11 protein-coding genes are annotated in these 14639 nt (G+C 38.5%); 7 read left to right on the plus strand and 4 right to left on the minus strand.

Annotation, left to right across the window (positions count from 1 at the left end):
- Positions 1 to 40: 40 nt before the first annotated feature.
- From GNE10_RS05095 to GNE10_RS05105, 3 genes are all read right to left on the minus strand, one after another.
- Positions 41 to 1612 (minus strand): hypothetical protein, encoded by a 1572-nt coding sequence (locus tag GNE10_RS05095; protein ID WP_185563941.1) that lies wholly within the window; start codon positions 1610 to 1612, stop codon positions 41 to 43.
- A 171-nt stretch (positions 1613 to 1783) separates the two neighbouring features.
- On the minus strand, positions 1784 to 2008 hold the full coding sequence (locus tag GNE10_RS05100) for a hypothetical protein (protein WP_185563942.1): 225 nt from the start codon (positions 2006 to 2008) through the stop codon (positions 1784 to 1786).
- Positions 2009 to 2283: 275 nt separating this feature from the next.
- Positions 2284 to 3699 (minus strand): DUF4157 domain-containing protein, encoded by a 1416-nt coding sequence (locus tag GNE10_RS05105; protein WP_221642734.1) that lies wholly within the window; start codon positions 3697 to 3699, stop codon positions 2284 to 2286.
- 219 nt (positions 3700 to 3918) lie between these two features.
- On the opposite strand from GNE10_RS05105, the gene GNE10_RS05110 reads away from it, so the two are divergent.
- The 5 genes from GNE10_RS05110 to GNE10_RS05130 all read left to right on the plus strand — a co-directional run bounded on the left by GNE10_RS05110 (position 3919) and on the right by GNE10_RS05130 (position 10787).
- Positions 3919 to 4158 carry a hypothetical protein gene (locus GNE10_RS05110; protein WP_185563943.1) on the plus strand — a complete coding sequence of 80 codons (240 nt, stop codon included), beginning with the start codon at positions 3919 to 3921 and terminating at the stop codon, positions 4156 to 4158.
- Entirely contained in the window at positions 4158 to 4682 is a 525-nt protein-coding gene (locus tag GNE10_RS05115) for a phage tail protein (protein WP_185563944.1), read from the plus strand. Before GNE10_RS05110 ends, GNE10_RS05115 begins: the two co-directional genes overlap by 1 nt.
- 23 nt (positions 4683 to 4705) lie before the next feature.
- On the plus strand, positions 4706 to 8077 hold the full coding sequence (locus GNE10_RS05120; protein ID WP_185563945.1) for a hypothetical protein: 3372 nt from the start codon (positions 4706 to 4708) through the stop codon (positions 8075 to 8077).
- Positions 8078 to 8110: 33 nt separating this feature from the next.
- Complete coding sequence (locus tag GNE10_RS05125) at positions 8111 to 8662, plus strand: hypothetical protein (RefSeq protein ID WP_099071383.1); 552 nt, start codon at positions 8111 to 8113, stop codon at positions 8660 to 8662.
- A gap of 334 nt (positions 8663 to 8996) precedes the next feature.
- Positions 8997 to 10787: a VgrG-related protein gene (locus GNE10_RS05130; RefSeq protein WP_185563946.1), complete on the plus strand. Its 1791-nt coding sequence runs from the start codon at positions 8997 to 8999 to the stop codon at positions 10785 to 10787.
- A gap of 190 nt (positions 10788 to 10977) precedes the next feature.
- Here the strand turns inward: GNE10_RS05130 and GNE10_RS05135 are convergent, their stop codons facing one another.
- Positions 10978 to 11571 (minus strand): PEP-CTERM sorting domain-containing protein, encoded by a 594-nt coding sequence (locus GNE10_RS05135; protein WP_185563947.1) that lies wholly within the window; start codon positions 11569 to 11571, stop codon positions 10978 to 10980.
- A 251-nt stretch (positions 11572 to 11822) separates the two neighbouring features.
- Between GNE10_RS05135 and GNE10_RS05140 the strand changes: the two genes are divergently transcribed.
- Positions 11823 to 12236, plus strand: coding sequence for a GPW/gp25 family protein (locus GNE10_RS05140; protein WP_099071379.1), 414 nt, complete (start codon positions 11823 to 11825; stop codon positions 12234 to 12236).
- Positions 12237 to 12339: 103 nt separating this feature from the next.
- Complete coding sequence (locus GNE10_RS05145; RefSeq protein WP_185563948.1) at positions 12340 to 14541, plus strand: putative baseplate assembly protein; 2202 nt, start codon at positions 12340 to 12342, stop codon at positions 14539 to 14541.
- Positions 14542 to 14639 lie beyond the last annotated feature (98 nt).

Raw genomic sequence — 14639 nt, forward strand, 5'->3', positions numbered from 1 at the left:
CCTATACATCTGTTTTATGTACCTGAAAAACACTGTATGGTTACAGCTTTAGAACTTGCGAATTTTTAGGCAAGCTAGATGTATCAAAATCAACCTTTTTACCAGTTTTATCTAGCATATTCACTACAATATAAGACTGGTCGTATTTGTTGGTTTCTGAGAAAAATCTCTTGATTTCGTTTGTTCTTGATTTCCAACCTTGGGCGTAAAATATAAACTTATTCTTTCCATTATCTACAGATAATAGAGGTATGTATTCGAGTTTAGGTTTCAAGGAAGATTTTTTCTGAGCCACCACAGAATCATCTGTAAGGATATTCGATTTTTGACCCTTCACTTTTGTCTGTGCTGATATTAATTGCATTTGAGCAGCTGCGGGAATCGTATCGCCAATTACAAAAATTGGCTTACCTTTTGGCTCTAATTGGTGTAGTTTTGTTCCCAGTTCTGTAACTGCGTAAGAGTATTTCTTTGATAACGGCGCAGAATAAGAATAGTGATTGCTAATCACAACAGCAAATATGAAAAGTGCAGCGATCGCTACTCCTGTTTTTTGATGATTTTGTACAAAGGCTCTTACTTTGGGGAATATATCTGCAAAGAAAATGGCAATACTAATTGCTACAACAGGAGATAAATAAATAAAATGACGGGCTGGAGCGGGATTTGGCAGCCAAAATATGTAATTTATTAATACCGTTGGTAAAATAAAATACAAATCCTGATAACTACGTTTACGCCATAAATAGACGCAGGATATCAAAAATATGACAAAAAATAAAGGATTCAACCCCCAAATAAATAGTAGATTACCACGCAAAAATTGATCGACGTATCTCACAGGATTATTCCATAATAAAATTTGCTCAAATATTCCACCATTCTTTTCGAGATGAATATATGGCAGTTGAAATTGTATTACCTTAAAAATGACCAGTGGTAAAAAACTATATAAAATCGTAGGGAAAACAATCTTTTTTAAAGTATAACCTTCAAGAAATAGACACGCTGGAATCAAAGTAAACATTAGTATTGCATCCAGCCTGAACATTAAACACAAAGCAAAAGCCGCAACAATTAATATATCCCAGAAAATTAAGATTAATTTATTTGAAAATAATCTCAATGAGTTTAGGGAAGAACGGTAACTAATTAAGGTTAATCCTATAAACATGAATACTACAGATCCAACCATAGGATGTGCGTATTGTGCAGTTATCCTCCACACTGGAAGCAAAATTAGTAAAACATTTGCTAATAAAGCTATACTGACTCCCCAATATCTTTTAACTAACAAGAAAAAAGGTATGACCATCAAAATGCCAAAAACTGCATTGATATAGTTCATCAAAGGAACAATTAAAAGCAAATTCTTTTTAAAGATAGGTCTAAAAAAGTCTACTAATGCATAATAAGCAAAAGAGATATCACTGCCATAAAGCCTTCTCGCTCCTAATGGTTTGTCGAATAGTATCAAGTCATTCATACCTACTATCATCCGGTAGCTATCTCTTTCTCCAAATGTTGCTTGATATGCATTCAGCAGATAAAAGATAGTGGCGAATACTAATAGTATTAACAGCCCTAAAACGACTTTATTTTTTTGTTTCATAACTCAAACTCAATCCTGGATATACAACTAACCTGAGAGGATGTTGGAAACTTTATGAGAGTCAAAATTTGATGACAATTGTTTGACAAGCAGTGAGAGTAGTCAGGTAGATAAACATCTTCCTTGGTTTAGATAGCTGATAGTAGTGCTTAGATTTATTGATTATAATTTTTATTCGCTCAGATAATTAAAAGCTTGTTGTTCGTAAATATCTCCTGGCTGATTAATTGTGAGTTTGACTTGGGGACGAAGCAGTGGTATTGGACTAATGTCGTGTGCAAGAGGGTCTAGATATTGAGAAGGAATCTGTGGCAATACTGCTCGGTTAACGATTTTTAACTCGGCATTGGGTCTGGGGAAAAGGTGAGCCAGCGCGGTCTTGGGGGTTTCCCCCATGAGCGACTGGCGAACCCCGAAGGGGTTAAAGGGTAAAGGTTAAAGGTTTTTTCTTTCCCCTTTTCCCTTTAACCGACAAGTATTGGAATCTGTGGTGATTTTCTTGGGCTGAATTTTGTATTCTTTCATATTTTTCTAATGCCCAACCAGTAGCTAGATGAGTATTTTACTAATATCAACATCTAGTGTAGAATGATGTCTTTTCTAAAGCGATCGCGCTAAAACATCGGACGATCGCACTAAGTTGTGTTCTATGCAGACGTTTCTGTAGACCTTTATCTCTTGACCTTTATCTTCTCTTTGCGAATTATAGCCACCAAAATTCGGTGGTTTCCTTGAATAACGTCTTGTCCAGATACCTCCAGTGCGGGCCATGAATCAGCACTTGATTTGCTAAGGTTAGTAATCCTTTCCAACGTATCTTCCGCCCGCTCCCTCTCGAAACGTCTCAACTCTGGATTATTTGCCTTTTCCGTTAGTATCTCTTTTAGGCTCTCCATTGAACTGACTGTCCTATACTCTTGGAGATCGGCTCTCAGTGCGAAAATGTTCGGATCGACTAGCTCCACTTTCTCTTCCTTCTTGTCTTCCTTCCCTCCTCTTCCTTCTCCCAATTCTACTGGTGTTGGGTTATAGTCCTCATCTTCAGTGTAGTAATGTCCCTCATCGAAGTCATATCGCACCTCCGCTCCCTTCAGCCGACCATTGAGAACCATAAACGCCCCACCACCAACCTGTCGCAACTCCACACCCGTTACATCGTCTATATGGGTTGCATCATTTTTCCCTTCTACTTTTACTGGCTTTCTGTGGATTTCCCCTATGTGTTGTGAGTTGGTTTGTTGCATGGGAGGTGAATTGTGCAGTATAGAGGAATAGTGCGATCGCTGCACCATCCCCCCACTCTGCTGGAGAACGTGAGTCAACTCATGGGCTAACAATTCCTGTCCGTCCGCACTCTGTGGATTATATTCCCCTTGTTTAAAGAACACATCCTGTCCTGTGGTGAAAGCACGCGCCTGAATTGATTGATTCAACTTGTCTGATTGACTATCTGTGTGAACCTTCACGCCACTGAAATCAGCACCAAAGGCCTGTTCCATTGGTTCGCGGATATTGTCAGCCATCGGTTGTCCATTACCCTTTGCTTGGTTGATAGAGGTTTCCAAGTTTGGGTTAGCAGCCATCCCAGCTTTACCCTGATGCTGCACCATCGGCTTCATTTGTAATTCTTCTTCCTCTTCTTCCTCTGGTACAGACTCTCGTTGCAGGGTGCTATTATCCAGAGATTTCATTTGTAATTCTTCTTCCTCTTCCTCTGGTATTTCTTCCCGTTGCACCAGAGGCGTGATGGAATTTGCCAGAGGTTGCATTTGCAATTGTTCCTCTTGTGGCATTTGTTGGCGCTGGATAGACGCATGATTTTCTAGTTGTCCCAATTTTCCCACCACCTCCTGCGCCACGGTATCAGCTTGTTGCTCGTAAATATCTCCTGGCTGATTAATTGTGAGTTTGGCTTGGGGACGGCGCAGTGGTATTCGACTAATGTCGTGTGCAAGAGAGTTATCTGGTAGTGGTTGGAATGAAGCGCCAGAGGACTGGGAACCAAAACCCCGCGTTGGTTGCTTGAGTGCAGGTATTGAGAAGGAATCTGCGATAGTTTTTTTGGGCTGAATGATGCGTTTTTTCATAATTATTCTAATGCCCAACCATGTAGCTACATGAGATTTTGCTTGATACCAACATCTAGACTACAGCGATCGCACTTGTAACACAACTGACCAACTATATATTTATTGGGCATAGGGCATTGGTAACAACGCTAATGACCAATGACTAATTCGACTTTTGGCTACTTTTGATTCTGATGCAGTACCTTTAGCCTTGATTCTAGGAGAGTTTTTTTATTTATGGATTCATATCAGAAACAAACTTTTTTCACATTTAATGGAGACGTTGGTAGTGCTGCTGGGTACGCAGGAGTTTCAGTAACTTCTGATGCTAGTAAAGTGGCTCAAACCGCGAGTAAATACCTCAACGATTCACTGCTGTTGAACGAACTCACAGAAAAAGTGTATAAACTTTTGCAAGATGATTTGCGATCGCAGCGCGAAAGAATTGGTAATTATAGTTCTCAAAGGTGGTTTTAATGGCTGGAAATGGTAATAACGGCAAAGTTACTCACGAATTAAATTATGTTACTAGTAATCGTTTTTACGTAGAAATAGATAGTTCTATTGCTGCATCTTTTACTGAATGTACTGGTTTAAGCGTTCAAATTAAGAAAAACGTTTTTCAAGAAGGCGGCGTCAACGACCAGCAAAGAATTTATTTAGGTCATACAGAATTTGCAGATATAACTCTCAAACGTGGAGTTACCGACCATCCAGGTTTTTGGAATTGGATAAACGCAGTTTTTGACGAACAAAAGAGAACATCCCGACGGAATGTCAATATTCTAATTTTTAATCAATCTGGTGAAACGATGATGAGTTGGACTTTGATTGGTGCTATTCCAGTAACTTGGAAAACACCTACACTCCAAGCTGATGGTAAAGCCGTTGCTATTGAAGAATTAACCTTAGCTTATGAAGGCTTAAAAGTTGCGAGAACTTCGGGAGGGGGTAATTCTGTAGAACGAAATGCAAAAACAGGATATTTCGTTTCTAGTTAATTTGCAATTTTTAAATTATAACTATGCAAATCATCAAACCTCTATTAACAAACAACACTCAACCACTTGGTGTTATATCATCTTTATCTAAAACTGACAGACTCATATTCAAAAAAGAGTCTAATTTTCTACATTCGCGCCGGAATTTCCTCACTCCTATACAAACAAAATCACCATTAGTCACATCTTCGCAATTTTTATTATCTCGTGAAACAGAACCATCTATACAACCAGTAATCGGCTGGGATAGCTGGGATAATCCAGATATCGATATGAAATTTCCGTTTATTGATTTTGACCCTTTTCAACCAATCGATTCACAAGAAAATAATAATTTCGATTCTGCTGAAATAGTAACAAGCAATATTCCCAAAATACAATCTAGTTTTGTTGAAAAAAATATAATTGATGATGCTTCACCAGAAATAAATATTCAAAAACAAAGCAAAAATCAAAATCAATCTAAATCAAAGCAAACCAAAAAATCTGCACAAAAACCTAAAACAAAATCCACAAATAAAAAATCAACCAAATCATCTGCGGCTAAAAATGTTGTACAAACTGCCGATGAAAGTAATATTACTATTCATCCTCATCAAGATATCTTTATTGCATCAAACAATTATCTTTCTGATGAAGTCAATTCGAGTATTCCCCAAACACAGAATGAATTTAATATCAAATCTTTAATTCCCGATCCTCTTTTATCACCTGCACATTTAGAAGAAAATAATTCACCAACATCACAACAGGATATTACTTTAGATAATACAACTCATAATAATTTTGTTAATAAAATCACACCGTCTACTTTGTCTAATGTTCAAGAACAAGCAACTTTATTTAAGAACATAGCCAACGAAGAATCGCAAATATTTTCTGAGTTACCATCTACCTTATCCAGTGTAGAAGCACCTACTTCCGAAATAATTACACCACCTTTACAGCAAAAGAATAAATTAGGTGAAAACATCAATCAATTACCAGATAATTCCCCTAGAGAATTTCCTTTGTCTAACAATGTTGAAAACATATTTACCCAGCCTAATAATTTTATCGACAATCAACCAATAGTCACAGAAACATCAGAAGCAAGTCCAACGCCACGACAACAAGATAGTGAAATTATTCAACCATCAAAAAAAACCGAGATTCCAGATATTTCAGTGATTCCCACGCCACGACAACAAGATGTTGAAATTATTCAACCATCACAAAAAACCGAGATTCCAGATGTCCCAGTAATTTCCACGCCACGACAACAAGATGGTGAAATTATTCAATCATCACAAAAAACTGAGATTCCAGATGTCCCAGTAATTCCCACGCCACGACAACAAGATGGTGAAATTATTCAATCATCACAAAAAACTGAGATTCCAGATGTCCCAGTAATTCCCACGCCACGACAACAAGATGGTGAAATTATTCAATCATCACAAAAAACTGAGATTCCAGATGTCCCAGTAATTCCCACGCCACGACAACAAGATGTTGAAATTATTCAATCATCACAAAAAACTGAGATTCCAGATATCACAGTAATTCCCACGCCAAGACAACACGTTATTCAAACAGATGAACTTTCTTTAGAAGTTGACAATCAAAGTATTACTTCTTTGGAAAATGTCATCCAAAAACAAGAAATATTACCAATTCCAACTCCTCCATCAACTGAACAAGCATCAAAAAATAAAAGTAATAATTTTGATGAAATAAAAGCAATTGAACCAGATTTAATTTCAGATAATTCTATTACTAATTTTGATACAGGTAATTTTCTCATTGATGATTCTGAAATTACTTCACCTAGTGTTGAAAATCCCGCAGAAAACCACATTAGTGTTACCCTACCGCCTGTTTTAGATGTCCAAAAAAATCCTATTGCGCTAGAACGAGAAGTTGAATCTAGTGTTACTAGTGAATCTTTAGCCTCTGTACCTGTTCAATTAACACCTACTTCCGCCTACATTGAAAATGCATCTAGTTTTTTCAGCGATTCTAATAGCAATGAACAATTAACAACTTCAGAATCACAATCTCCTTTAGTGGTTAATGTCTCAGATGTTCCCAAAAATAAAATTTCACTGCAACGCGATAACATTCTTGAGAATACTAACCGCGAGTCTAGAAAAAATCAGCTTCATTTACCACTACATAAAATTGATGAAGCATCAGTAGTGAACAATATTTTACCTGAGATTAGTGAAATAGAAAAGGTTAGAGATATATCGCCTGAAATTGTTGAAGCGCCTAAAATTAACAATACACCGCCTGAAATTGTTGAAGCGCCTAAAATTAACAATACACCGCCTGAGATTGATGAAGTTGCCAAAGTCAGGGATATGTCATCAAATCTTGGGGAGACATCGAGTATTTTTAGAAAAATAGTTGATAATGAACAAATACTAGAGTCAGAATTGTTAAGTGCGATCGCTAATTCTGAAAACTCTGAAATTGAGACTTCACAAAATCAGCTAAATACACTACCTCAATTTACACAAAACACCACCATCGAAAATTTACCAGCACCTAAAGGTTATGCTACTGGTGGTCAAGTAACAAATTCTCACCTTGAAAATAATCAGCATATAGCACCGTCAGATACCGTACCTGCAATGCTGACACCAGGAGAGTTTGTTATTAATACCACGGACGCACAGAAAAATCTCCCTTTACTACAACACATCAACAGTGGCGGGACACCGGACAATATTATTCCAAGTGTACAGATACCCAACGCCAAAGAATCAGAAAAAACAACTTCTCCACATTCGACTAAAGTCGATTCTTTTACAGACACTTCATTACAACTCAAATCTCAGAAATCTAATTCTTTAATTTCTTCTTCCTTGGGATTAAATGCTGGAAAACATCAACTTTCAATAGTTAATTCTCCACAGATGAATACTATTGAAAGCAAAACCACTGATGCACCGATTATTTCACCACAATATTCATCACCTCCCCTAATTTTTAGAAAAACAAATTCCACCACCAACACACCTTCTCAACGTTCAGATACACCTTCTCAATGGTCAAGTTTGCAAGAATTATTCAATGGTAATAATAACGAAGATGAATTTACAAACTTCTTTAGTAGTGGAGAGTTTAATAACCCAAATTCAGAATCAGAATCATCGCAATTTTTTGCAAAACACCATGCTGCGCCTAGAGGTTTCGCTGAAGGTGGAGAAGTCACTGCACCCGCATCTGCAAATACAGAATCAGTCAGCGAAACAGTAGAAAACACTTCTGTAAAACGTGAAGAAGAGAACAAAGATGATACAGCTGATCTTGAAGCTTTAGCACATGAAATTTATAGTAGATTACGCCAACGTTTAGAAATTGAGCGAGAACGTCATGGCGGTTTTATAGGTCGTTTATCTTGGTAAATTTTATTCAATAAATTTAGGAGAAATCGTCAAATGGCAACCCCAGCAATTATTGTTACTCAAAAGCGGAAACCACAACTGGAAAAAGCCAAACTTGTAGCTTATAACGGTGAATCTGACGATATTGAATTGATGTTTAATCCCACAGAAATTAGTTTTAGTAGGTCTGTTGAGTGGAAAAGCAATGATGGAAATAGAGGTACAGAACTCTTGCCAAAGGTTAATTTTTCTGGAGTCAAACCTTACACCTTTAGCCTCAAGCAGTTGTTATTTGATACTTATGAAACTAAAGAATCGGTGATGAAAAAATATGTAGACAAAATTAAAAAAGGCGTAGAAACAGTTAAAGGCGCGCGTGACAAACGTCCACCTGTCTACATATTAACATGGGGAAATGAGTATTTTTATTGTGTAATTACAAAACTAACTTACACACTAAATATGTTTTTAACTGATGGTACACCAGTGAGAGCAATGGTAGATATTGAATTACAAGAAGTAGATAAAAATAACCTTCCTGGAGGAAAAGAATCTCAATCTAAAGGTAAAGACCGCAAAGCAGATCCGAAAGTTGCAAAAACGTAGTTAGAATTCAGGAGTCAGAATTCAGAATTCAGGAGTCAGAATTCAGAATTCAGGAGTCAGAATTCAGAATTCAGGAGTCAGAATTCAGAATTCAGGAGTCAGAATTCAGAATTCAGGAGTTAGGAGTTAGGAGTTAGGAGTTAGGAGTTAGGAGTTAGGAGTTAGGAGTTAGGAGTTAGGAGTCGAAATAAAAAACACGATAATGGTTTGAGACATGATTATACTAATCACCTAAATTTATTCTGAATTCTGAATTCTGAATTCTGAATTCTGAATTCTCTATAAAACTTTTCCCCGTTTCACTAAAAGATTTAATATTCAAAAATTGAAGCTTATGCCTAATGCTAATCTTTATTTAAGCGATCCTTTAATTAAGATAGAAGGACAACCCGCTTCTCCTGAATTACTCAAAGATTTGCTGCAAATGACTGTGGAAGAAAGTCTACATTTGCCAGCAATGTTTACTTTGGTAATTCATAATAGCTATATTCCTACATCTGACCGTGCCCAAAATCAACCTTGGCGACACGAACAAATTTTTAAAATTGGGAAGAAAGTAACCTTAGGTTTCAAATCTAGTACTACTCAAGATTTGAATTTTAGAAATGAAAAAACAAAAATCCTTGTTGAAGGTGAGGTAACAGGTCTGGAAGTTCACTTCAATGAAAAATCGGAAGCTAATATAATTGTTCGTGGCTATGATTTTTCTCATCGTCTTCATAGAGGCCGTTATAATCGCTCTTTTTTAAATATGACTGATAGCAATATCGTCAAAAGAATTGCTAAAGAAGTTGGCATAAATACTGGAATAATAGATGACAGTGGCGAAGTCCATAAGTATGTATTTCAAGAAAACCAAACTAATATGGAGTTTTTACAAGAAAGGGCTGCGCGTATTGGTTTTGATTTATTTATTACAGAAGATAAGATAAATTTTTGCAAGCCAGAAAGTCAGGCGTCTTTAGATTTAAAATGGCTAGTTGATATTAGTAAATTTAGTACTCGTGTCACTAGTGCTGAACAAGTAAGTTCTGTGGAAGTACGCGGTTGGGACTATAGCCAAAAACGATTGATTAGCTCAAAAGCTAATAAAGAAAAGCAAATTACTAAAACAGGTAATCAGCTAGGAAGTAGTACCAGTAGTGCATTTCGCAATCTTGCAAATCCCAAAATGATTGTTGTAGATAAACCTGTTGTGACTCAAAAACAAGCAGATGTCATGGCTCAGGCTTTGTGTGATGAATTGGGAGGAGAATTTATTTATGCAGATGGTAAAGCATTTGGAAATCCTGAAATTCGACCGAGGCGGGTGATTCGTCTGCAAGAATTAGGCGATCGCTATAGTGGTCAATATTATGTCACAGAAACACGTCATTTCTACAATGGGCGAGTTTATGAAACTGATTTCAGTGTCCGTGGCTTACGTGCTGGTAATTTATTTACAACTCTATCTACGAAAAAACATTTACAGCCATCTGAGACTTTATTAGTGGGAATTGTGACTGATAACAAAGATCCACAGAAATGGGGTAGAGTCAAAGTCAAGTTTCCCACTCTCACAGAAGAACATACGAGTGACTGGGCGAGAGTTGTTGCTTTGGGAGCAGGACAAAACAGAGGTTTTGATTGTTTACCAGAAATAAACGATGAAGTATTAGTCGGTTTTGAACATGGCGATATCCACCGTCCCTACGTCATTGGCGGGGTATGGAATGGTAAAGACGCACCACCAGAAAAAGTAGATGACTCAGTTGGTGGTAAGGGTGTGAGATTACGTACTATTAAAACCCGTGTTGGTCATGTTTTACAGTTCGTTGAAGAAGACAAAGCCAGCAGTAAAACAGGTATTCGCGTCGAAACTAAAGCTGGTCACAAAATGTATTTAAATGATAGCGATCGCCACATCGAAATCAAAACCGCAGGCGGTCATACAATCAAAATGGACGATAGAAGTAAATCTATTTCCATCGAAACCACAGGCGGTCATCAAATCCAAATGAATGACGCAGGTAAATCTGTTTCTGTAAAATCAACCGGAAATCTGTCATTAGATGCTGTTGGCAATATAGACATTAGTGCTAATGGCAATATTACAGTTAAAGGTGCGATAATTCGCCTGAATTAAAACTTCTTGGAAAAGATAGAACTATAGATTCTACTATATCAATGTGAGGTGCGTTGCGCTTTGCGACAACGCTATTGTTTTATGTTTAATTAAGTTGATCTACTTATTTTGGTAATGAAATATTCCATAGAAGAGTGTTGACGGTTAACAGTTAACAGTTAACAGTCAACAGTTTACAAATTTATATCGCTTATTCTATTTTGTGAGTAAATTTCGATGACTTATTACCTTTTAATACTGAAACAATCCCCAAAGTACCGAAGGCTAATAAGCTAATAATAGAGCTGGTTTCAGGGACGGTAACTATACTTGCAGAAAAACTAATGGCTAATTCACTGTCTTCCGGGCCAAAATTTTCAAAACCTGGTACAAATGGCGGCGCGGAAAAAACCTCTAAATAACTCGGTATCGGTAAAAAACTAGCAAAAAAGGGACTAGAATAATTTCCTCCAGAAGTAGAATATCCAAAACCATCACCCGTTAATTGCTGAGCATTCAGACTAATTAAATTGTCAACCTCAAAAGGTTCGTTTCCTGGTATTGGAGTTCCGCTCGGTTGCAGACCGGTAATTGTTTCACCATTTCGCGTACCAGTAATTCCCAAAATCTGGTAAAAGCCCAAATCGTCGGGAGTGTCATTAGTAGTGAAAGTACCGCTAGCGGTTATACCAATACCAGAATAATTCCAGTTCCAATTTAAAGCAGAGGCGGCTTGCATTGTTCCGAAAACAAATCCAGATGTAGCAGCAATAGCTGTGACAAATAATAGAGCTAAATTTTTCATGGAGGTTGTTAGTGGGATTATTTAGACAACGCCAAAAGTTAACGCAGATCTTGGAGGTTGAGTCAAGCTACAGGGAACGCAAAACTAATGGCAGTTTACCATTAAACACATAGTAGAGACGTAGCAGTGCTACGTCTCTACCAGGATTTCGTGTATATTTCCCCCATCCTCGACCTTTGGCGAATAGGCTTTACCCTTTTGTGCCGATATCTTTGAAGATATACATTATCATCGCTGTCTAAGTGCCAGATATGGTTTATGGTCGCGAGCGAGACTATTTAGGAACGGGTTGGGCTTATCCGTTGCGCTTGAATGTGCAAGGTGGGATACAGCTGAGCCGTGAAGAACAAAAAGTTAAAGAATCTATTTGGATTATCCTCCGTACTGGAGTTGGTGAGCGGGTTTATCGGCCTACTTTTGGTTCGCGCTTGTCAGAATTGGCCTTTGCACCTTTGAATACTGATACTCTGCTGCGAATTCGGATTTATGTTTTGGAAGCTTTGGAAGTTTGGGAACCACGCATTATTGTTGATGAAGTTCTCACGGAACCCGATCCTATACGCGGCAGAGTAGATATTACCATCAATTATCGACTCAAAGAGGGTCACGATATTTACAGCTTTGTTTATCCTTTTTATTTAATTTCAGCTGGGGAGGAATTGTGATGTCAATTCAAAATTAAGAAATTAAATTACGAATTACGTTAGCGCAGCGGGGCGTAGCCCATTACGAATTATTGTATCTGTCACATTCTTTTTTTAAATTGGTATGAACTTTGATTTTTTACCAAAATTACCTTCTTCCAACTTAGACGATCGCGCTTTCGATGACTTAGTTGATGAGTGTATAATGCGTATTCCCCGGTATTGTCCGGAATGGACAGACCACAATCTTAGCGACCCAGGAATTACGCTCATTGAATTATTTGCTTGGTTGACTGACCAAATGTTGCTGAGATTTAACCAAGTACCCCGAAAAAATTATGTGGCTTTTCTGGAATTACTCGGTATTCGTCTTCAACCTCCCGCCCCAGCACACACAGAATTAACTTTTTATTTAAGCGCTGAATTACCTGAAGCTTATACTATTCCCGCAGGCTTAGAAGCTGCAACTATTCAAACTGAAACTACAGAATCTATTACTTTTAGCACAGATAAACCGCTAGTCATTGGTAAACCCAGAATACAGCACTTTTTAACCGCCCAAACCACAGAAGATATTCCCCAATCTCTGCGAGAGAGAGTCACAACTTCCTGGACTCGTCAACCTGATGGTTACTGGACGGGTAACGAACAATCAATTTTTGAAGAGGAACCCCAGCCTGGTAACTGTTTTTATTTAGTGATTAATTCTGACGATCCTTTAGATGCTAATGTTTTAGAAATTATTTTCCAAGGAGCTGCGGCTACCCCTGCTGGGATTAATCCTAATCAGCCACCCCGCAAATGGGAAGCTTGGGATGGAGAAAATTGGGAACCAGTTTTATTACAAGAATCAGATGATAAAACTCGCGGCTTCAGTTTTTATGAAATGGCTCAACAAGGGGAAAACCCGGCTCAAGGAGGAGAGGTGCGTTTGCATCTACCGCAAGTTTGGCCTGTAACTAACTTTACCTCTTACCGTGGTCGCTGGCTGCGTTGTTCTTTTAGCATCACACAAACCAATCAATCTGGTTACAATCGTCCGCCACGAATTACTGGTTTAGCCGTGCGGTCAATTGGCGGTACTGTCAGGGCTAGTCACAGTACGCTGATTCTTGATGAACGCTTGGGAATTAGCGATGGTACACCCGGTCAGACTTTTCAGTTACAAAGCTCACCAATTTTAGACCGCAAAGAAAACGAGTATATTTTAGTAACACCAGCCAATGGTTTACCTCAGAAATGGACTGAAGTGAGAGATTTTGCTGATTCTGCACCACATCACTTTCATTACACCATTGATTCCCTCACCGGTGAAGTGCAATTTGGCCCCTTGATTCGGGAACCCAACCAACTCAAACAGCAAACAAAAGTACGAAGCAAGATTCAGCAACCATCACTAGATGATACATACGTCCAACTCAGTACTCTAGAAAACAGACAATCTCAACATCAATATGGAGCCATTCCTCCCCGTGGCGCTGAAATTAGAATAGTAGCATATCGCACAGGCGGCGGTAGGGAAGGCAACGTACAAGCCGGGGCAATTCAGTTTTTAAAGTCTGCATATCCATACATTGACAGCGTAATCAACTTAATACCAGCAATGAATGGTGCTGATGCCGAGTCACTGGAACAAGCCGTGATGAAAGCACCGCGCATCCTTCGTACCCGCGATCGCGCCGTTACCGCCGAAGATTTTGAAGTTTTAACCCAACAAGCCGGTAGAGGAGCGATCGCTCGCGTCCGGTGTTTACCAGTAAATTCACGTAGGCAAGCAGGTATAGTTAGTTTAGTAGTCGTGCCATTTGCCAATACAGATGCGATCGCTCAAGGAGATGGCATGACACCAGAAGAATTTGGACTAAGTCGCGCCCTGCAAGACCAAATTTTGAATTACTTAGATGAAAGACGGTTATTAGGAGTACAAATAGAACTCCAAGAACCCAATTACGTAGGTGTTTCCGTACAAACAGAAATTGCCCTAGAACCTAGTTACGACAACCCTTACGCCAGAGAAGAAATTCGCCGCAACTTAAGAGTATTGCTGTATAAATATTTAAATCCCTTAACCGGAGGACTCGACGGTCAAGGATGGCCATTTGGGCGACCAGTTTATACATCAGATATTGTTGCCTTACTGCAACAAACCCCAGGCGTCCGTCATTTAGGCCCCGTTTTACTCTTTCCCATCCGCAAACAAGGAGACACTTGGAGACGACAATCATCACCAGAACAATTAATTGACCCAGGCCCAGAAGGCTTGATATGTTCCTGGGCTGATACAAATCTGCGTTCCAGTCACGACATCCAAATCATGAATCGGTGATAAGTAAAGTGTTGATTGTTGACTGAGGAGTTAGGAGTTAGGAGTGAACAGTTAAGAGTGAACAGTTAGGAGTTAGAAGTTATTCCCCCCATCTCCCC

Source organism: Nostoc sp. 2RC (genome assembly GCF_014222165.1).
Taxonomy (GTDB): Bacteria; Cyanobacteriota; Cyanobacteriia; order Cyanobacteriales; family Nostocaceae; genus Nostoc; species Nostoc linckia.

Coding starts and splice junctions, on each gene's coding strand:
- GNE10_RS05130 (WP_185563946.1), top strand. CDS start 8,997: ATGCCTAATGCTAATCTTTATTTAAGCGATCCTTTAATTAAGATAGAA.
- GNE10_RS05105 (WP_221642734.1), bottom strand. CDS start 3,699: ATGAAAAAACGCATCATTCAGCCCAAAAAAACTATCGCAGATTCCTTC.
- GNE10_RS05120 (WP_185563945.1), top strand. CDS start 4,706: ATGCAAATCATCAAACCTCTATTAACAAACAACACTCAACCACTTGGT.
- GNE10_RS05095 (WP_185563941.1), bottom strand. CDS start 1,612: ATGAAACAAAAAAATAAAGTCGTTTTAGGGCTGTTAATACTATTAGTA.
- GNE10_RS05100 (WP_185563942.1), bottom strand. CDS start 2,008: ATGGGGGAAACCCCCAAGACCGCGCTGGCTCACCTTTTCCCCAGACCC.
- GNE10_RS05145 (WP_185563948.1), top strand. CDS start 12,340: ATGAACTTTGATTTTTTACCAAAATTACCTTCTTCCAACTTAGACGAT.
- GNE10_RS05115 (WP_185563944.1), top strand. CDS start 4,158: ATGGCTGGAAATGGTAATAACGGCAAAGTTACTCACGAATTAAATTAT.
- GNE10_RS05140 (WP_099071379.1), top strand. CDS start 11,823: ATGGTTTATGGTCGCGAGCGAGACTATTTAGGAACGGGTTGGGCTTAT.
- GNE10_RS05125 (WP_099071383.1), top strand. CDS start 8,111: ATGGCAACCCCAGCAATTATTGTTACTCAAAAGCGGAAACCACAACTG.
- GNE10_RS05110 (WP_185563943.1), top strand. CDS start 3,919: ATGGATTCATATCAGAAACAAACTTTTTTCACATTTAATGGAGACGTT.
- GNE10_RS05135 (WP_185563947.1), bottom strand. CDS start 11,571: ATGAAAAATTTAGCTCTATTATTTGTCACAGCTATTGCTGCTACATCT.